Here is a 19503-nt window from a genome sequence, read left to right as displayed (position 1 = left end):
GAACTATGACAAGCGATATGATATTGCCATTTTACCAGGCGTTAACAGAAGATGTAAATGCACTGTCGGCACAGGTTCCGGCCCTCGCTACGGATACGCTGCAGGACATCCGCCGCAAGGCGCTGGAGCGTTTCTCTGCGATAGGCTTGCCTACGCTGAAAACGGAAGCATGGCGCTACACGAATATTCAGCGCTACCTGAAAGAGTTTCCTTATGAACTGCTCACTACCGCTTCCCCCGTTTCAGAAGAAGTAGTAAACAGCACCGCTATTCCTGAACTGGACTGCTACCGCATCGTGCTGGTAAATGGCCGCCTGCAGGCGGATCAGTCTACCCTGCCGCAAGGCAAAGGTATTACCGTTGGCGCCATGAGCACCCACACTAGCGCACCAGGCTTTGTTACCTATTTCAACGAACAGCACCACCTGGCCGCCGAATCACTGGCACAGCTGAATACAGCCCTCTTCGCAGATGGCCTGTATCTTGAACTGGCTGCCAACACCGTGCTCGATAAACCAATACATGTAGTAAACGTTTACTCCTGTACAGCGCACGCCTTCATTCAGCCACGCCACCTGTGGATCCTGAACAGAAACGCTGCCGCCACCATCATCGAAACTTCCGTACACCCGGAAACCACCACCATCGCTTTTGCAAACAGTGTACTGGAAACCGTGGTACTGGAAAATGCAGAACTGTGGCATTATAATGTACAACAGGGCGCCGAAAGCTTCCGGGAAGTACATACCACTGCTGCACAACAACACAAAGACAGCCGTTATCACCATTTTAATTTCACCCTGCCAAACACCCCGTTCACCCGTAACAACCTGAGCGTGGCCCTGAATGGCAGTCATACCGAAACTAATCTGAACGGTTTATATATTGCCAGCAAACACCAGCATGTAGATAACCATACCTTTATGGATCACATCATGCCCGATTGCAACAGCAACGAACTGTACAAAGGCGTACTGCTCGATAACGCCAACGGCGTATTTACCGGCAAGATCCTTGTACACCAGGAAGCACAGAAAACAAATGCTTTCCAGCAGAATAATAACCTCCTGCTCGGCGCCAAAGCGGACATCAACTCCCAGCCTCAGCTGGAAATTTATGCCGACGACGTAAAGTGCAGCCACGGTTTTACTGCCGGTCAGTTCAGTGAAGAGTCCATGTTTTACCTCCGCTCACGCGGCATAGGCGAAGATGCGGCAAAAGCACTGATGGTAAACGCCTTCTCCCACGACATCACAGATGCAGTGAAGGTGCCTGCCCTGCAACATTTCCTGCAGACGCAGATTGCGGAGATCATGAATAACTAATTTTACAATGGAACATATTGCTAACATAGTAACCGACGGCCTGGACGTAAAGCAGATCAGAAAGGATTTTCCTATCCTGCAGCAACAGGTACATGGTAAACCGCTGGTATACTTCGACAACGGAGCTACCACGCAGAAACCACAGGTTGTAATAGACACGGAAGCCCGCTATTACGAAGAATATAACAGCAATGTGCACCGGGGTGTACATCACCTGAGCCAGGTAGCTACCAACGCATACGAAAAAGCCCGCATCACCATTGCAGGCTATATCAATGCCGCCGACCCGCATGAAGTAATCTTCACCGCAGGTACCACCGCCGGCATCAACCTGGTAGCCAATACCATGAGCCGCCGCTTCCTCAAACCAGGCGACAGCGTCATCATTTCTGCAATGGAACACCATAGTAATATAGTGCCCTGGCAGATAGCCTGCGAAGAAACCGGCGCCATACTCAAGGTAATTCCTATCAACGACCGCGGCGAACTCCGGATGGATGCATACGAAGCTATGCTGGATGATTCCGTGAAAATAGTAGCCGTTACCTACGTGTCCAATACAATGGGCACCATAAACCCGGTGCAGGATATTATAACGCTGGCGCATGCACGCAATATACCGGTACTGCTCGATGCCGCTCAGGCAATCCAGCATATCAGTATCGATGTGCAGGCCCTCAACGTGGATTTCCTCGCTTTCTCCGGTCATAAAATTTATGGCCCTACCGGAACCGGCGTTCTCTATGGCAAAAAGGAATGGCTCAATAAACTGCCCCCCTACCAGGGCGGCGGTGATATGATCAAAACCGTTACTTTCGAAAAAACAACATACAACGAACTGCCGTATAAATTTGAAGCCGGCACCCCTAACATTGCCGGTGGCATCGCACTGGGCAAGGCTATCGAATACCTGCAGCAAACCGGGATCTCCAAAATCCAGCAATGGGAAGAAGAGCTGATGGAATATGCCATGCAGGAACTACGCCGGATCGATGGCATCCGTTTTATCGGAGACGCAGCAGAAAGAAGCGGCGCTATCTCCTTCCTGGTACACAACATCCACCCGTTTGATATGGGTGAACTGCTGGATCAGCAAGGCATCGCCGTAAGAACAGGACACCATTGCACCGAACCACTGATGGATATCTTTAAAATCCCCGGTACCGTGCGTGCATCCCTTTCTTTCTATAATACCAAAGAAGAAATAGACAAACTGGTTGCCGGCATAAAAAGAGCTGCCGCCATGCTTTTGTAAACAGGTGAATATGACGATCCAGGAAATACAGGAAGAAATAATATCCGATTTTTCGGTGATGGGCAGCTGGGAAGATAAATACGAATATATCATCCAGCTGGGTAAGGAATTACCACTCATCTCAGAAGAATTTAAAACGCCGGACAATCTCATCAAAGGCTGCCAGTCGCGCGTGTGGCTACACACAGAGCTGAAAGACGGCAAATTGTTCTTTACCGGCGACAGCGATGCAGTGATCACCAAAGGGCTTGTAAGCCTGATGATTTATGTACTTTCCGGTCATACGCCACAGGAAATTGCTGCAGCTGAAATTTATTTTATCGATGCCATCGGCCTGAGCAGCCACCTCTCACCTACCCGCTCCAACGGGTTGCTGAGTATGCTCAAACAAATGAAGCTGTACGCCATCGCCTACCAGGCTAAAATTAACCAGCAATGAGTGAAGCAACATTAAGAGAACAGATAGAAGCACAGCTCAAAACCGTATTCGACCCGGAAATCCCGGTGAACATATGGGAACTTGGACTGGTATACGAAGTAAAAATCAAGGAAAATAACAGGATCGGTATCGATATGACCCTTACCGCTCCCGGCTGCCCCGTAGCCGGCGATATTATCCGGGAAGTAGATGAAAAAATAAGAAATATAGAAGGCGTTTCTGATGTAGATGTTCACCTTACTTTTGATCCACCCTGGACAAAAGAAATGATGAGCGAAGAAGCAAAGCTCGAACTCGGCTTTCTGTAAAATATCACAATACTTACATACTAAAACCAAATATCAAATACACTGCGTAGTGTTATCTGATATTTGGTTTTTTATTTTATGGAATTATTTACTTTGCGGTTTAAATCGTTAATCCATTGAACCTATCCGACGAACAAGTGCTGGCTATGGCGCCTGATGATTCTTCCCGTAAATCCGGGAAAGACCTGGCCAATCCCGCTAAATGGGTGAGTAAAGGCGTCAGCGAAATTGCGTTATGGGGCGAATGCCAGGGCAGCGGCAGTAAACCATACCAGACACAGGTAGATACCGGCAACATGGCATTCAAATGCAGTTGCCCCAGCCGTAAGTTTCCCTGTAAACACGGACTGGGACTGCTGTTACTCTATTCCAGGCAACGGGCTTCCTTCCCCGAAGAAACGCCACCCTCCTGGGTTAGCGAATGGCTCACCAAACGCGCCGAAAAAGAAGAGAAGAAAAATACAACACCCACTGCAACAGAAAAGCAGGCTGATACCACCGCCCAGGCCAAAAGACAACAGGCACGCATGCAGAAAGTAAGCGACGGCGCCGCAGAACTCCTCCGATGGATGAAAGATCTCGTGCGCAACGGTATCATGGACATGCCCGAAAAAGATCCTTCCTTCTTTGAAAATATGATCCGCCGCATGGTAGATGCACAGGCCCCCGGCCTCGCCGCCATGATGCGCGAACTGGCAGACATCAGCTACTTCCACGATGGATGGCAATCCGTTTTCATCACCCGGCTTACACGCATTTACCTCGTGATACAAGGGTACCAGCATATCAGCGACCTGCCGCCCGCACTGCAACAGGATATCCGTACACTCGCCGGATTTTCTACCTCACAGGAAGAACTGAAGGAACAAACCGGCATCACCGACACCTGGCAGGTACTGGGAAAACAAACTACGGAGGAAGACCGCCTCGTGGTGGAACGCTATTGGCTATACGGCGTAAATACCAAACGCCCCGCGCTGATACTACAGTTCTATGTCCGCGGACAAAGCACCATCACCAACACCCTCACACCCGGCAGCGCCATTAATGCAGAACTGGTATTTTACCCTTCTGCAGCACCACTGCGCGCACTCATCAAACAACAGGTAACTATACCGGCAAATCATACCTTCAACGGCTACGCCGGATGGCAGGAAGTAGTAACCGCACAAACCGCCATCAGTGAGGTACTGCCCGTGTATAACGACCAGGTATACACGATCGCAGACCTTACGCCCGTTTGGCACGCGGAACAATGGTGGCTGCAGGACAGCCGCCAGCAACTGATGCCCGTGAAAGAAACATTCCAGCAGATCTGGAAACTGCTGGCGCTAAGCGGTGGAACACCCCTGCACATGGCAGTTACAGGTAAAGAAACCCAATATGAACCCATTGGCGTTTGGCACGAACAGGAATACAAAATATTATAATGGAGCACTGGAATCAACTCATCAATACCGCCCTTCTCGGCACGGCCAAAAAGCCGGCCGGCAGCACCGGTATGAATGGCCCGCTGCAACAGGCGGCCAATACCATACTGACCAGCGATAATACAGACAAAGAAGATAAATTCCTGCAACTGGCTGCGGTACTCTATAACTACCGGCTAAGCGGTACCCAACCCGTTACCGCCAACGTAGCACCCATGAAAGTGTGCCCGCCGGAAACAAAACCTTACTGCAAACCCGCCGCCGTAAGAGTATTGCAACAGGTACTGGAAACAGACAGCATCCAGCTCCTCCAGCTTTGGCTCGAATACTGCGCCAAAGCAAACGTACTCCTCCCGCCGGCACAACTGCCCGCGATGCTGGATAAAGGCTGGCGGAATAAATCATTGCGGGCATTGATCGCTGCCACAGGCGGGCAACGCGCGGAATGGCTCGGACACTTTAACCCCGACTGGAACTTTTCACGCGTGGCAGACACCATCGAAGACAGGTGGCAGAACGGCGCCACCGCACAACGCCTGGAAGCACTGAAAGAACTACGTGCAGCCGATCCCGTAATGGCCCGCACCTGGCTGGAACAATCCTGGCCCAAAGAAAGCGCTACCGTGAAAACGGAACTGCTCTCCGTACTGGAACAACCCGCAAACCCTGCAGACATTCCCTGGCTGGAATCCCTGCTTACGGAAAAAAGTAAACAGGTAAAAGAAACCGCCACCCGCATCCTGAAAAAACTGCCCGGCTCCTCCCTTCACGAAAAATACTGGCAAATCATAGCCGGCGCCATACAACTCGATGAATACGGACAGGTAACCGTAGCCCTCCCGGAAATAACGGACGACAGCATCTTCCAGAGCGGCATCGAAAAACTCAGCAACGATAAAACTATCCCGGATGAAACACACATCCTCTACCAGCTGATCAGCCTTGTACACCCCGCCCGCTGGGAAGAACATTTCAAGCGGAATACGGAAAGGGTGATCGCCCTCTTTCAGTTGCAGGAACCGCTGAACCCCTTTATCCCGGCACTGGTGCTGGCCATCGCCTGGTTTGAAGACAAAGAGCGCGCCCTTTCGTTTATGCATCACAGTGAAACATTTTATATAGATATCATTCCCATGCTGCCGCCGGAACAGCAGCAGCAATTCAGTGAAAAGTTCTTTGATGAACACCCGGATTCCATCATCCGGTACGCCTGCAATAACCAGGAAGAATGGAGCCTCCCGCTGTGTACCCGGATATTTAAATATGCGGCCACACAGCCTTACACTTACAACCAGCAATTCATGAACAATCATATCCGGCAAATACCCGTGGCCATTGCCGCTACCCTGGACGATATCGCGCCCGTGGAAGCCTATCACACCGGGTACTGGAATAATATAAAGGTTCACCTGGGCCGGCTGCTCCAGGCAAAAAGCCAGATACAATCACTTTAATCCAAACACATTAATCAACATACCATGTCAGACATTTTACGTTACCACGCCGAACAGCTGTATGCACAGGAGCTGGAAGAACTGAAAAAAGACGACGAGGGGAAGCGTCCGCAAAACTGGTTACTGCCGCCCCAATCGGTAGTCACCTACCTGATCGGCGGAAAACTAAAGAACGGCTTTGAAGTCACCCCTAAATATATTGGCAGCAAACGCCTCATGGAAATCGCGGTAGCTACCCTCGCCACCGACAGGGCCCTGCTGCTGTATGGCTTACCCGGCACCGCCAAAAGCTGGGTGAGCGAACACCTGGCTGCCGCCATCAGCGGCGATTCCACCCTCATCATACAGGGTACCGCCGGCACCAGTGAAGAAAGCGTACGTTATGGCTGGAACTACGCCCGTCTGCTGGCAGAAGGCCCTACCCGGAATGCCCTGGTAGAAACCCCGGTGATGCGCGCCATGCAGGAAGGCAAAATTGCCCGTATTGAAGAACTCACCCGCATCGGCGCCGATGTGCAGGATACCCTCATCACCATCCTGTCGGAAAAAACGCTTCCCATTCCGGAGCTGAATACAGAAGTGCAGGCCACCAAAGGATTCAACATCATTGCCACCGCCAACAACCGCGATAAAGGCGTAAATGAATTATCCAGTGCGCTGAAACGCCGCTTCAATACCGTTATCCTGCCTGTTCCGGATTCTATGGAAGAGGAAATTGATATCGTAAGAAGAAGAGTGGAAAGCTTTGAAAAAACAATGGAGCTGCCGGCAGAAAAACCTGCGATTGAAGAAATCCGCCGCATCGTTACCATCTTCCGCGAACTTCGCAACGGCGTTACCCTCGATGGCAAAACCAAGCTGAAGTCGCCCGACGGTACCCTCAGCACTGCTGAAGCCATTTCTGTGGTTAATAATGGTCTCACCCTCGCCGCCTGGTTTGGCGATGGCACCCTCAATGCTGCCGATCTCGCCGCAGGCATCATCGGCGCCGTGGTGAAAGACCCCGTTCAGGATAAACTGGTTTGGCAGGAATACCTGGAAACGGTAGTGAAAACACGCGAGGAGTGGAAAGATGTGTACCGTGCCTGCCGCGACCTGGCGTGACGATATATAAGGATCAAGTCCACCTTTAAAGCGTGGTTGAAGCGTAGTTAAAGCGTATCAAGTCCACCTTTAAGGCATGGTTGAAGCGCCTTTAACAACTAAGAAAGCCCGCTTCAGAACTTCATGTTTTACTTTAAGATAAATTTCATAACTAAATCATAATGTATTCATTACATAACAGTTGTTTGGAAATTACTTTCAGTATATTTTCCGGGAGATGCCAAACCGCCGGCATCCCACTCATTTATTAATAACGATCGACGTATGTCTGTACATATATTAGGTATCCGGCATCACGGCCCTGGCTCCGCCAGGAATGTAAAAGCTTTTCTGGAAGAGCTGCAACCGGATATTGTGCTGATCGAAGGACCGCCGGAAGCAGATACCCTGCTGCAATGGGCCGGTCATGACGACCTCCAGCCGCCGGTAGCTATCCTGGCTTACCAGCCGGATAGTCCGCAGAAAGCCTGCTTCTACCCCTTTGCTGCATTCTCACCGGAATGGCAGGCAATGTTGTATGCCAAAAACCATCGCATCCATGCCCGCTTTATGGACCTCCCGCTGGCCCACGTATTCGGAATGGAAAATGAAGCCGCCGCAAAAAGAGCGGCCGGGACACAAAAAGACGGTACGCAAAAAGATGAAGCCCCAGGCATAACCCCGGAAGAGGACACTCCTCCCGCGGAACTAAATTCAGCCTACAATTCCACGGAGGAATTCACTGCCGGAGAACTGGACATGGAATTCCTTCCGCCATCACCGCAGGACCCTGTCGCCCACCTGGCCCATGCCGCGGGCTACGACGACGGCGAACGGTGGTGGGAGCATATGTTTGAATACCGCCTCGGGCAGGAACAGGTATTTGAAGCCGTACATGATGCCATGCAGGCGCTCCGGGAAGAACTCCCTCGGCGGTACGACAAAAAAGAAGCCCTCCGCGAAGCCTGGATGCGGAAATGCATCCGCCAGGCGGAAAAGGAAATGTTCCAGCGCATAGCAGTAATATGCGGCGCCTGGCACGCACCGGCGCTGCAAACCATGCCCAAACAAAAAGACGATAACGACCTCCTGAAAGGACTCCCCAAAACAAAAGTGGAATGCACCTGGATCCCGTGGACGTATAGCCGCCTTAGTTATGAAAGCGGCTATGGCGCCGGCATCCCCTCACCGGGATGGTACGAACACATCTGGGAACACCCTGCTGATGATGGTACCCGCTGGATGGCACTCGTGGCAAAGCTCTTCAGGGAGCAGCAACAGGATACCTCCGTGGCGCACGTAATGGAAGCCGTGCGCCTGGCCAATGCGCTGGCGGCCCTCCGCCATTATCCGCGGCCCGGACTGGAAGAACTCAACGAAGCCACCCTCAGTGTACTCTGCAACGGCGAAAGCATCCTCATGCAACTGATCCGCAATGAACTGATTGTACGCAACCGGATCGGGAAAGTACCCACAGAAGTACCAGCGCCCCCGCTGCAAACCGATATCACCCGGTGGCAGAAAAAACTGAGACTGCCCCAAACGGCCGACTTCAAAGACTATACCCTCGACCTCCGGAAAGACACGGACCTGGAAAGAAGCATCTTCCTCCACCGCCTGCAACTGCTGGAAATACACTGGGGGAAAAGGTTTGAAGTATCCGGCAAAGGCACTTTTAAAGAGCAATGGCGCCTGCAATGGGACCCCGCCTTTTCTATTGACATCATTGAAAAGGGCAGCTGGGGAAATACAGTAGCAGAAGCCGCCACCAGCTTTGTAACCAACACCGCCAATAATACCGGCACCCTGCAACAGGTATGTAAAATGCTGGAATCAGCCATCCCTGCGGAACTTCCCGCGATAGTGGAAGTGCTGATCCACCGGATCAACAACCTCGCCGCCGCTTCCGGCGATGTACTCCAGCTGATGGAAGTAATTCCCTCACTGGTTAATATCAGCCGGTATGGCAACGTACGCAAAACAGATGCGGCGCTGGTCAATAACATCACCGAAAGCATGATTGGCCGCATCTGCATCAGCTTACCCGCTGCCTGCACGGCAGTAGCCGATGATGCCGCACTCCCGCTGCTGGACCTCTTCTTTGCCATGAACGACGCCATTAACCTGGTACAGGATAATGACCTCACCACGGCCTGGCAGGAAACATTGCTGGTCATCTCCGGCAACCCGCAGTCGGCCCCCATGATAGCCGGCTACGCGGCCCGCCTCCTCTTCGATGCCAAAATAATGACAGGGGAAACACTGGTAAAAGCTTTCAGTATATCCATGTCCGTAGCCAATCCGCCTGCGCTGGCAGCAGCCTGGCTGGAAGGCTTCCTCAGGGGCAGCGGTACCCTCCTGCTACTGGATGAAGAGCTGTGGAGCATGGTGCACAATTGGGTTTCCCAACTGGAAAATGATATTTTCATACAGGTATTGCCGTTATTACGCCGCACCTTTTCTAACTTTACTGCCCCGGAACGAAAAAAACTGGGCGACAAAGTGAAACACGGCGGAAATGGAACCAGCATAAAAGCAGCTACCACAGGGGATATCGACCTTGAGCGGGGCGCCCGTGGCATCCCGGTAGTGATGCAATTGCTGGGATTTAAAGACGCTAAACTATTACCGGATGGAGCATGAAGAACAGGTTCGCAGGTGGCGGCTTGTGCTGGGAGGAGCCCAGAATGATGGTACCTCCTTCCCGTTAAATAAAACGGACCTGCAGTTGGACAAAACGCTGGAAGCCCTGTACGACAGCACCAGGCAGGGAGGATTAGGACCATCCTCCCCAAATGTAAGCCGCTGGCTGGGCGATATCAGGAGCTATTTTCCCGCCTCTGTGGTACAGGTAATGCAACAGGACGCCCTCAAACGCCTGAACCTTACCCAGATGCTCTTTGAAAAAGAAATGCTGGAAAACATAGAACCCGATGTACACATGGTGGCCACCCTCATGACACTGAGCAAGGTTATCCCGGAAAAAACCAAAGACACCGCCCGGCAGGTGGTGAAAAAAGTAGTGGATGAACTGATGCGGAAACTGGCACAACCTACCCAACAGGCCATCACCGGCAGCTTAAACCGTAGTGCCCGCAACCGGCGCCCACGGCATAACGAGGTGAACTGGCCCCTCACCATTCAGAAAAATCTGCAACACTACCAACCGGACTATAAAACCATCATCCCTGAAACACTGATCGGGTACGGCCGCAAACGGTCGGCGCTGAAAGAAGTGGTATTATGCCTCGATCAAAGTGGTTCAATGGGTACGTCTGTCGTTTATTCTGGTATATTTGGGGCCGTAATGGCTTCTATCCCGGCACTAAAAACACAAATGGTGGTTTTTGATACCGCCGTGGCAGACCTTACAGAAGAATTGCAGGACCCGGTGGAACTGCTGTTCGGCGTACAACTGGGCGGCGGTACAGATATCCATGCCGCACTGAAATACTGCGCGCAGATTATCACCAAACCGGCAGACACCGTGCTTGTATTGATCACCGATCTCTTTGAAGGAGGAGATGAAAAAAATATGCGGAAACGCTTTACCGAACTTGCAGCAGCAGGTGTACAGGTAATCGTCCTGCTGGCGCTGAACGATGAAGGCGCCCCCAGCTACGATCACGAGAATGCCCAATTCCTGGCTAACCTCGGGATACCCGTATTTGCATGCTCCCCGGACAAATTTCCGGAGATGATGGCCTGCGCATTGAGCAAACAGGATGTTGCACAATGGGCCGCAAAAGAAGATATTGTGCTGAAAAAATAAACTGAATCTATCTATACCCTTATGCCATACAAAAAGGAAACTATACTACCTCTTGTTGAAAAACTGAAACAACTGAATGACTATGAAAACATCGCAGGCACTATACAGTCCGGGGTAGATTTCCTTACAGGGCATACCTATGAAACACCACCGGTATTTCCCACCGCTGAAACCGCCCGGCAAATGGGACATTTTATCTCCCTGCTGCAAATTCCTGATCATTGGGACGACAACGACCGGCTCATCCTGAAGCTGATTTCACCTCCGCTTACCTGGAACGAATGCAAAGAAACCTTCCTGACCACCATCATTCCCATGATGGATATGCCCGGAACTTCTTCCTCCATCGTACTGCGGTTCAGCTACTTTACCAACTACCTCCAGCAACGGGGTTGCACACCGGAAGAAATCGGCTCCCTCATGATCAGCTATTCCAGGGACGGTAACAACTTCGACCTGGCGCCGCTGAAATTCACGCCCCTCCGTAAATTCCTGCAGGACCTGATCAAAAGTGCGGAACCACACGTGATAGACGCCTACGTAAACACCTGGCGTAAAAAAGGATGGAACTCCCTCTTCTTCCGGCTCCTCACCAAAGGACACCCGGACCGGGAAATGGAATACCTGGAAAACATTCTCCTGCTGCCGGAATACCTCCCGGATCAACAAGCCGTGTCACGTGTATTATTGCAAAACAACCTGGGCAAGTATGAACCGCTGATCGAAAAAACAACCACGCAGCTGGCCGCAGTACCCGATTATGCAGCCGCGCTCAGTGGTTATTATCTGCTCGCCGGTCATCTCCCGGAAAAATATAACCAACGGCTGCTGAAAGCAGCCTACGATTTCCTCGACAAACCGGTGGCAAACACCTGCACACCAGAATCGGGATACTCAAAGGTAACAGGGAATGTACCGCCCAACAACATGCCCCCCGGCGTGCTGGCAGTGCGCGGCATACTGCACCTCGACCGCCCCGCAGCCGTTCCTTATCTCGGTAACCTGCTCTCCCAAAAACGTTCCCTCCACCCGGAAGCCTTCCAGGTACTGGCAGACGAACTACAGGAACAGGCTACGCCGATGCTGCTGCACGCACTGGAAAATGATTACGACGCAAGAACAGTACTGCCGGTGCTTTCCCAACTGAACAAAGCACTATATATAGATCAGCTCTGGCCATACACATTGCATAAACTGAAGTCCGTTCGTACACTCGTTGCCGTTATACTGGCGGAACACCCGCAGGCGCTGGAAAGAGCAGCAGAATTGCTGGGGCATAAAAAAGCGGATCAACGCTTAACTGCCGTACAGATCCTGTCGAAACTCGACAACCCGCATGCCCGCGAACTGCTCCAACTGGCGCTCCATAAAGAAGTAAACGACGATGCCCGCGACCTGATGCTCGAAACACTGGGAGGGCATACCCTCACAGATACCGACGACCTGGTACTCGTTACCAAACTGGTGATGTTTGCAAAGAAAAGACACAAACTCTCCAAACCAGCGGAGAAATGGCTGGACGACAAAGCCCTGCCACCACTCTACCTGCTGGATGGTACCGTAATGACCACCGACATGATGCGCTTCCTCATTTACCGCATGTCGAGGGTTACAGAAGTACACGCCGACGTGGAAGCCAAACCCCTGCTGCGTTTGATCGACAGATCCCGCAGCGGCGATTTTGCCCGCGCACTCTATAAAGCATACGCCGACCAGGGCGGCGATCTGAAGCTAAAATATCTCATGACCCTCACCGCCCTGCTGGGAGACGACCTGCTGGCAGATACTCTCCGGGAAGATATACAGCTCTGGATCACTACCAAGCGCCTCAAAATGGCGGAACACGGCGTGGGCGCACTCGCCCTGCATGGCAGCAATAAAGCCCTCCGTGAAGTGGAATTCTTCTCTCGCAGGTACCGCTTCCGTAAAGCAGTGGTTGGCGCCGCAGCCCTCAGGGCGCTGGAACTAACCGCTACAGAAAGAGGCCTGACGCTGCATGAACTGATCGACTCACTGGTGCCGGATTTTGGATTCGACGGATTATACAGATCTTTTGAAGTAAAGAATGAAACATATCGTGCATTCCTCGATAGCAACTTTAAACCGGCTTATCTCAACGATAGAGGCCGTCGCTTAAAAGCTATCCCGGTAGCCACTCCCAGGGACATCAGGAATGCATTCAAAGCGCTGCCAAAAGAAATGGCCGGCACCATCAGGGTACAAACACAGCGACTGGAACTTTTCCTGGAAGAACAAAGAAAATGGAGCACTGCAAAATGGCAGGGGGTATTCCGGCAAAACCCTGTGATGTCTGCTTTTGCAATGCGACTGGCCTGGGCATTATTTGATGAAGCCGATCAACTGATCACGACCTTTTACTGCGATGAAAACATAACGCCGAAAACACTTACAGGCGCCGTTCTTACCCTTCCTGAAAATACGCACGTAAGGATATTGCATCCCGTTCACCTGGATGCAGCTACCCTGCAGCAATGGAAAGATAAATTCAATGAACTGCCTGTTGAACCGGTGTTTCCTCAATTGGAAAGACCGGTAACCCTATCGCAGGGTTACGCAGCGGAGGAATACGATTACGGCGACGCCTCTATGGAAAACGGTTTGCCAAGCGGTTATATGGAACAGGAAGGTTAACAGGGAGGTTCTTTTAAATCACGGGATTTTATTGTATTTTTTCACCCTAACCAAGTGAACAATAAAAATCTACGTATGCTAAAACTACGCTCCACACTGGCATTTACCTGGCTGCTGCTGTTGGTAAGTACCATGCCTCTGCAGGCGATCAACATTATTCCTCAGCCGTCGGAAGCAAAAACATTACCCGGCACTTTCTCTTTGTCCGGCGCCACTGCCATCATTCCAGGCAAGTGCGCCGGCGAAGCCAACCAGCTGCAACAGGCATTACAGGAAACATATGGTCTCTCTCTCGCCCTGAAACCCACCGCTAAAAACAATTATATCCGCTTCTCCCTGAATGAAAAACTGGAAAAGGAATTAGGAAAAGAAGGTTACCAGCTACAGGTAACACCGGATAACATTACCATCACGGCAGCAACTGCTACCGGCGTGTTTTATGGTATTCAATCTTTACGCCAGCTCATTACGGTCAACGGCAACGCATACACGATTAATGCCGTATCCATCAAAGACAAGCCCCGCTTCGGCTGGAGGGCATTCATGCTGGATGAAGGCCGTTACTTCAAAGGCGGCGAAACCGTAAAGCGCCTGCTCGATGAAATGGCGCTGCTGAAAATGAACGTATTCCACTGGCACCTGACCGACGACCAGGGCTGGCGCATAGAAATAAAAAAGTATCCCCTGCTCATCAGTGTGGGCAGCAAACGCGATTCTACCCAAACAGGTACCTGGAACAGCAAAGTATATGATGGCAAACCCCACGAAGGGTTTTATACACAGGAACAGATTAAAGACATTATTAAATACGCGGCCGACAGGCACATTACCATCGTACCTGAAATAGAAATGCCTGGACACTCCAGCGCCGCTATTGCCGCGTATCCCTGGCTGGGTACCACCCATACGCCTATCAAAGTTCCGGGCAAATTCGGCGTGCACTACGATGTTTTCAACGTATCCGATCCTAAAGTGATCACTTTCCTGGAAGATGTGTTGCAGGAAGTGATTGCGCTGTTTCCATCGAAAGTGATCCATATTGGCGGCGACGAAGTAAAATACGATCAGTGGAAAGCAGACGCCGGGGTAAACGCCTATATGAAAGCGCATAAACTGGGTTCTCCCGCCGATCTGCAGATTGCTTTCACCAACAACATCTCCAACTACCTCGCAGGGAAAAAACGGCGCATGGTCGGCTGGAACGAGATCATGGGCAGCAAACTTCATGAATTCACCGATAGCAAAGATGTTTCCGCCACCGAGAAACTCGCGGCCGGTACCATCGTGCAGTTCTGGAAGGGAGAGCTGAAACTCATCACAGATGCGGTGTCCAAAGGATATGACGTGATCAATTCCTATCACGCCATGACCTACCTCGATTACGACTACAAGGAAATATCGCTGGAAAAAGCTTACAGCTTTGACCCCATCCCTGAAGGGCTGGATCCAAAGTTCCACGCCAAAATACTGGGCAGTGGCTGCCAGATGTGGGGCGAATGGATTCCGGATGTAAAAACAATGAACCACCAGGTGTTCCCCCGCCTGGCGGCTTATGCAGAAGATGGCTGGACCGTTCCTGCCAACAAAAACTTCACACAGTTCTCCGATGCACTGCAATACTTCTATACCCGTTGGGATAAAGAAGGTATTCAATACAACAAATAATTATAACCGCTATTGCAGCAACTGTTTGGCTGCAATGGCGGTTATTTTGCCGGAACTACCTGTCATCAATGTTTTTTTTGCTTGTTGGCTTTGGTGTCCTTGCTGTTATGCGTAGTATCGTCGCCTTTATCGTCCTGTTCTTCGTTCTTCCTGCTGTCAAGATCATCCCTGATTTCAGGTCGCGGCATATTGGAAAAACGCTGTTGTTTACTTTGTTTGGTATTTTCATTTCTGGTGCCTTTCATAAGACAAAATTTTGGTGAACAATACCTTAGACGCCACAAAAGCAGTGCCTCACTCCTTCCGGCCATCTGTAGGCAACCGGTAAGAGATAGCGTGTCTGTCATTCCACTTTTTGACGGACAATATCCACAGTAAAAACGGGGAGGGAATAAAGCAGCTACAAGATAACTGGAATAGGATCAGTGGCTTATATCCAAAAGTGCTCTGCCGCAGGAAAGGGCGCATGATATCTGCTTATTATCTTCCTGAACATAAATTTTATTTTTATGAAAAACCTACCAGCTACCATCGGACTTATTGGCGTTCTTACCCTCTTTGTTTTCTTCAGGGGTAACCCGGACAAGGCACAGGCAGCTCCGGTAAAGCCAACTCAGGTTGACCAGATTGAAGTATTTGCACAGGACACCTTTCCACCTAAGCCAATGGATACCATCATGAAACACAAGAAGAAAAAAGATAAGAAAGGAGATACTTCCTGGCCACAGAAAAGAGATACTTTATTCAGATGATTTTAGCGGAGGGGAATTCCCCTCCTTTTTTTAATGTTCAAGTGTACCAAATAAACCGTTCTTATAATCCTGTATAGCCTGCTCCGTTTCTTCGGCAGTATTCATTACAAAATTATCTTTCGCGGCTACCGGTTCATTGATGGGTTCCGCACAAAGGTATAACAGCCGGGTATTTTCGGACGCGGTAATGTGAATGTCCGGTTGCTCATCGTCCTTATCAAACACTACAAGATGATAACCCGCTACTGTTGTTCCGTTCACGTCTATTTTTCCATCCACTACATATAGCAGCGTCCAGTATCCACGTGTAGCCGTAAGCGTTACTTCTTTCCCGGCTTCCACATTTCCCCAGATAGCGGTGATAGGTGTGAAATTCTTTAGTGGCCCGGTTTTACCCTCATAGTCGCCACCCACAAGGGTGAGGTGCACACCTTCCTTTACAGCTACTGCGGGCATTTCCGTTCCTTTGATATACTGGTACCAGGGGTCTTCTGCTTTATGCGCGGCGGGCACATTAAACCAGAGCTGCAATAATTCGTAGTTGCCCCCTTTCTTCAGAAATTCTTCCGACGGGCCTTCACTGTGCAGGATTCCTTTCCCGGCAAACATCCATTGTACATCGCCGGCAGAAACGGTCATGGCATTACCGGCATTATCGCGGTGATATCCCTGGCCCTGCAACATAAAGGTAACCGGCGCAAACCCGCGGTGAGGATGCGGATGCAGCCGGTCTTCCGGCGATCCGGGCGCAAAATACTTTGCCGGCACGTGATGCACCACAATAAACGGGCTGGCAAAACGGAATTGCATAGTGGGCAGTGATTGCCGCACTACTTCCGTGTCGGTAATATGTTTTTCGCGTCCTTCGAGGACGTGGAGGATCTTCTTCTCCATAAAAAATATTTTATCGGATCAGTTTTAACCGGGCTTTTTCCACGGAACTGCGGAACATTTTCAGGATCAGTACTTCATAATTTTCAATGATGATCACTTCTCCTTCCCGCGGAATGTTTCCGTGGATATAGTTTATTAAACCGGAAAGGGTTTCATAATGTTCACTCTCCGGCAGTGGGTAGGGTAATAATTCATTGATGTCCGCGAGGTATTCATGCGCATCCACAATAAAATTATCATCTTTCTGCTCTACAATCGGCGCTTCATGATCATGTTCATCCTGGATATCCCCTACCAGTTCTTCCAGGATATCTTCCATTGTAACAATCCCTTCGGTATCGCCGAATTCGTTGGTGACCACGGCCATTTGCAGGCGTTGTCCCTGGAAGGTGCGCAGCAGGTCTTTTATTTTCATGCTGTCCGGTACATAAAATACCGGCTTCATGATATCCTTTATATTATGGAGTGTTTTTTCGTGCATTCCCTTTACCACATCTTTGGTATATACCACGCCTTTCAGTTCGTCGAGCGAACCGCTGGACACGGGGTACCGGGAATATCCATCCCTGATTACCTGGTCTATCAGCTGATCCAGGGGCAGATTGATATCGAGGGAGGAAATATCTTTACGGTGGGTAAGGATTTCTTTTACGCGGCTGTCGTCAAACATAAATACGTTCTGGATCAGTTCCCGTTCGGTTTCCTCGATGGCGCCGCCTTCCTGGCTTTCAGAAATGATCAGCTTCAGTTCCTCTTCCGAATGGATTTCCGACTCCCCGGCAGGTTTAATACCAATAAGACGAAGGATACTGTTGGCTAAGCCGTTGAGCAGCCATATAAAAGGACGGAAGATCACAAACAGCACCCGCAACGGGATGGCTACCACCATTGTGGTGGGCAGCGGTTTGCGGATAGCCATTGATTTAGGGGCCAGTTCACCAAAAACGATATGCAGGATGGTAATAATGGTAAAAGCAATAGCCACGGCGATTACATGAGTAGCAGCCAGTGAAATGGTAACGCCCAGGCTTTCCATCAGCCGCAGTACGATGGCCGTCATTACGGATTCACCTACCCAGCCAAGCCCCAGTGAAGCCAGCGTAATCCCCAGCTGCGTAGCCGCCAGGTATCCATCCAGGTTATTCAGGATGCTTTTGGCTGCTGCAGTGGCTCTTTTGCCTGCTACGCTGCCTTTACTGTTGATTTGAGAAGAACGTACTTTAACAATGGCAAATTCTGCCGCAACAAAGAATCCGTTTAATAATACTAATATAATTGTCCAGAAGAGTTGCCAAAGCATGTAGTTGTTAAATTGGTTCGCAACCTCAAATATAGGTAAATCAATTTTTATACGTTCGGGTATTTTGAGGAATTACCCTTTATAAATTAAAATTTAGGGAGATATATCACTGACCTGACCTTTCTTCTATGCAATTTTTTCCAATCAGTCTACTAATTTCATAGAGTTTATGTATTTTGTGGAGAATTAAGGCTGCACATTAATAAAAAATGGAGAAAGAACTTACTACCCTTGCTGCACCCGCAGCTACGAGCACAGATGAATCAAATGCTGCAACGCCGCAGGAAAGCGTCAACTATAGAAAACAGCGCTGGATTTATGGCATAGCAGGCATCCTCATACTAGGTGTTATCCTGGGTGTGGCGTGGTGGCAATCGCCCGATTTCCGTACCTATATGGAAGACGTACCTCCTACTTTTTACTATTTCCTGGTAGCCGGGTTTATTTTCGCTATGATCGACGGCGCCATTGGTATGTCTTATGGCATTACTTCTACTACCTTTTCACTGTCGATGGGTATTCCACCTGCGTCAGCGAGTACGGCGGTACATATTTCCGAAATCCTCAGCTGCGGCATTGCCGGCTGGATGCATATGCGGATGGGAAATGTCAATAAAACACTGTTTAAACTGCTGATATTACCGGGTATTGCCGGAGCCGTGATAGGCGCTTACCTGTTGTCCTCGCTGGAACATTACGCACAATACACCAAGCCGGTAGTATCGCTTTACACCCTGATCCTCGGCTCGGTGATCCTGATGAGAGCTATTAACGCGCAGCGTAAAAAACACGTGGCTAAAAAAATAAAAAGAATAGGTCTGCTGGGCTTCGGCGGTGGATTTATAGACGCCATCGGCGGCGGGGGCTGGGGTTCTATCGTATTATCTTCCCTGATTGCCGGCGGCAGACATCCCCGTTTTTCGCTGGGCACAGTAAAGGCTACCCGCTTTTTTATCGCCATGCTCAGCTCCCTCACTTTTGTAACCGTGTTGTATCATGTACACTGGGATGCCGTACTCGGCCTCGTGATAGGCAGCGCCATCGCTTCTCCCATTGCGGCAAAAGTATCCAATAAAATTTCTGCTAAAACTATTATGGTGGCAGTGGCGGTAATTGTGATCCTGGCAAGTATGAGGAGCATCTGCATGTTTGTGCTCAAAATCATATAGTCGTG

The 19503-nt window shown here is 50.3% G+C and carries 16 protein-coding genes; 13 read left to right on the top strand and 3 right to left on the bottom strand.

The annotated features are described in order from the left end of the window. Positions 1 to 5: 5 nt before the first annotated feature. The 11 genes from sufD (at position 6) to ACMXI2_RS10075 (ending at position 15383) form a co-directional block, all read left to right on the top strand. Positions 6 to 1325 carry a Fe-S cluster assembly protein SufD gene (sufD, locus tag ACMXI2_RS10125; RefSeq protein WP_483781478.1) on the top strand — a complete coding sequence of 440 codons (1320 nt, stop codon included), beginning with the start codon at positions 6 to 8 and terminating at the stop codon, positions 1323 to 1325. 7 nt (positions 1326 to 1332) lie between these two features. After that, positions 1333 to 2580 carry an aminotransferase class V-fold PLP-dependent enzyme gene (locus ACMXI2_RS10120; RefSeq protein WP_483781477.1) on the top strand — a complete coding sequence of 416 codons (1248 nt, stop codon included), beginning with the start codon at positions 1333 to 1335 and terminating at the stop codon, positions 2578 to 2580. A 10-nt stretch (positions 2581 to 2590) separates the two neighbouring features. After that, a complete protein-coding gene (locus tag ACMXI2_RS10115) occupies positions 2591 to 3019 on the top strand; it encodes a SufE family protein (RefSeq protein ID WP_079467726.1) in 429 nt (142 codons plus the stop codon). Further along, positions 3016 to 3327 carry a DUF59 domain-containing protein gene (locus tag ACMXI2_RS10110; protein WP_332002996.1) on the top strand — a complete coding sequence of 104 codons (312 nt, stop codon included), beginning with the start codon at positions 3016 to 3018 and terminating at the stop codon, positions 3325 to 3327. The genes ACMXI2_RS10115 and ACMXI2_RS10110 overlap by 4 nt, the downstream gene beginning before the upstream one ends. A 116-nt stretch (positions 3328 to 3443) precedes the next feature. After that, entirely contained in the window at positions 3444 to 4757 is a 1314-nt protein-coding gene (locus ACMXI2_RS10105; protein WP_483781476.1) for an SWIM zinc finger family protein, read from the top strand. Then, complete coding sequence (locus tag ACMXI2_RS10100) at positions 4757 to 6211, top strand: DUF5691 domain-containing protein (protein WP_483781475.1); 1455 nt, start codon at positions 4757 to 4759, stop codon at positions 6209 to 6211. Before ACMXI2_RS10105 ends, ACMXI2_RS10100 begins: the two co-directional genes overlap by 1 nt. A gap of 24 nt (positions 6212 to 6235) precedes the next feature. Next, positions 6236 to 7315 (top strand): ATP-binding protein, encoded by a 1080-nt coding sequence (locus ACMXI2_RS10095; protein WP_483781474.1) that lies wholly within the window; start codon positions 6236 to 6238, stop codon positions 7313 to 7315. Positions 7316 to 7579: 264 nt separating this feature from the next. Beyond that, positions 7580 to 9937: a DUF5682 family protein gene (locus ACMXI2_RS10090; protein ID WP_483781473.1), complete on the top strand. Its 2358-nt coding sequence runs from the start codon at positions 7580 to 7582 to the stop codon at positions 9935 to 9937. Then, positions 9927 to 11066 (top strand): VWA domain-containing protein, encoded by a 1140-nt coding sequence (locus ACMXI2_RS10085; protein ID WP_483781472.1) that lies wholly within the window; start codon positions 9927 to 9929, stop codon positions 11064 to 11066. The genes ACMXI2_RS10090 and ACMXI2_RS10085 overlap by 11 nt, the downstream gene beginning before the upstream one ends. A gap of 21 nt (positions 11067 to 11087) precedes the next feature. Further along, positions 11088 to 13718, top strand: coding sequence for a DUF4132 domain-containing protein (locus ACMXI2_RS10080; protein WP_483781471.1), 2631 nt, complete (start codon positions 11088 to 11090; stop codon positions 13716 to 13718). A 75-nt stretch (positions 13719 to 13793) separates the two neighbouring features. Continuing rightward, the gene (locus ACMXI2_RS10075) at positions 13794 to 15383 is read left to right on the top strand and encodes a beta-N-acetylhexosaminidase (protein ID WP_483781470.1); all 1590 of its coding nucleotides are present in this window, start codon (positions 13794 to 13796) and stop codon (positions 15381 to 15383) included. A 65-nt stretch (positions 15384 to 15448) separates the two neighbouring features. Here ACMXI2_RS10075 and ACMXI2_RS10070 read toward each other — a convergent pair whose 3' ends face one another. Continuing rightward, on the bottom strand, positions 15449 to 15628 hold the full coding sequence (locus tag ACMXI2_RS10070) for a hypothetical protein (RefSeq protein WP_483781469.1): 180 nt from the start codon (positions 15626 to 15628) through the stop codon (positions 15449 to 15451). Positions 15629 to 15892: 264 nt separating this feature from the next. Here ACMXI2_RS10070 and ACMXI2_RS10065 point away from each other — a divergent pair, with 264 nt between their 5' ends. Further along, positions 15893 to 16135, top strand: coding sequence for a hypothetical protein (locus ACMXI2_RS10065; RefSeq protein ID WP_483781468.1), 243 nt, complete (start codon positions 15893 to 15895; stop codon positions 16133 to 16135). A gap of 30 nt (positions 16136 to 16165) precedes the next feature. On the opposite strand, the gene ACMXI2_RS10060 is transcribed toward ACMXI2_RS10065, so the two are convergent. Then, a complete protein-coding gene (locus tag ACMXI2_RS10060) occupies positions 16166 to 17029 on the bottom strand; it encodes a pirin family protein (protein ID WP_483781467.1) in 864 nt (287 codons plus the stop codon). Positions 17030 to 17039: 10 nt separating this feature from the next. Next, positions 17040 to 18329: a hemolysin family protein gene (locus tag ACMXI2_RS10055; RefSeq protein ID WP_483781466.1), complete on the bottom strand. Its 1290-nt coding sequence runs from the start codon at positions 18327 to 18329 to the stop codon at positions 17040 to 17042. 209 nt (positions 18330 to 18538) lie between these two features. Between ACMXI2_RS10055 and ACMXI2_RS10050 the strand changes: the two genes are divergently transcribed. Then, entirely contained in the window at positions 18539 to 19498 is a 960-nt protein-coding gene (locus tag ACMXI2_RS10050) for a sulfite exporter TauE/SafE family protein (protein ID WP_483781465.1), read from the top strand. The last annotated feature ends 5 nt before the right edge of the window (positions 19499 to 19503 follow it).

The sequence above is a fragment of the Chitinophaga sp. G7 BAM 1005 genome (assembly GCF_057126945.1).
The sequence above is the reverse complement of the archived record's forward strand: the minus strand, read 5'-3'. Positions and strand labels throughout refer to the sequence as shown.

Coding starts and splice junctions, on each gene's coding strand:
- sufD (WP_483781478.1), top strand. CDS start 6: ATGACAAGCGATATGATATTGCCATTTTACCAGGCGTTAACAGAAGAT.
- ACMXI2_RS10120 (WP_483781477.1), top strand. CDS start 1,333: ATGGAACATATTGCTAACATAGTAACCGACGGCCTGGACGTAAAGCAG.
- ACMXI2_RS10115 (WP_079467726.1), top strand. CDS start 2,591: ATGACGATCCAGGAAATACAGGAAGAAATAATATCCGATTTTTCGGTG.
- ACMXI2_RS10110 (WP_332002996.1), top strand. CDS start 3,016: ATGAGTGAAGCAACATTAAGAGAACAGATAGAAGCACAGCTCAAAACC.
- ACMXI2_RS10100 (WP_483781475.1), top strand. CDS start 4,757: ATGGAGCACTGGAATCAACTCATCAATACCGCCCTTCTCGGCACGGCC.
- ACMXI2_RS10095 (WP_483781474.1), top strand. CDS start 6,236: ATGTCAGACATTTTACGTTACCACGCCGAACAGCTGTATGCACAGGAG.
- ACMXI2_RS10090 (WP_483781473.1), top strand. CDS start 7,580: ATGTCTGTACATATATTAGGTATCCGGCATCACGGCCCTGGCTCCGCC.
- ACMXI2_RS10085 (WP_483781472.1), top strand. CDS start 9,927: ATGGAGCATGAAGAACAGGTTCGCAGGTGGCGGCTTGTGCTGGGAGGA.
- ACMXI2_RS10080 (WP_483781471.1), top strand. CDS start 11,088: ATGCCATACAAAAAGGAAACTATACTACCTCTTGTTGAAAAACTGAAA.
- ACMXI2_RS10075 (WP_483781470.1), top strand. CDS start 13,794: ATGCTAAAACTACGCTCCACACTGGCATTTACCTGGCTGCTGCTGTTG.
- ACMXI2_RS10070 (WP_483781469.1), bottom strand. CDS start 15,628: ATGAAAGGCACCAGAAATGAAAATACCAAACAAAGTAAACAACAGCGT.
- ACMXI2_RS10065 (WP_483781468.1), top strand. CDS start 15,893: ATGAAAAACCTACCAGCTACCATCGGACTTATTGGCGTTCTTACCCTC.
- ACMXI2_RS10060 (WP_483781467.1), bottom strand. CDS start 17,029: ATGGAGAAGAAGATCCTCCACGTCCTCGAAGGACGCGAAAAACATATT.
- ACMXI2_RS10055 (WP_483781466.1), bottom strand. CDS start 18,329: ATGCTTTGGCAACTCTTCTGGACAATTATATTAGTATTATTAAACGGA.
- ACMXI2_RS10050 (WP_483781465.1), top strand. CDS start 18,539: ATGGAGAAAGAACTTACTACCCTTGCTGCACCCGCAGCTACGAGCACA.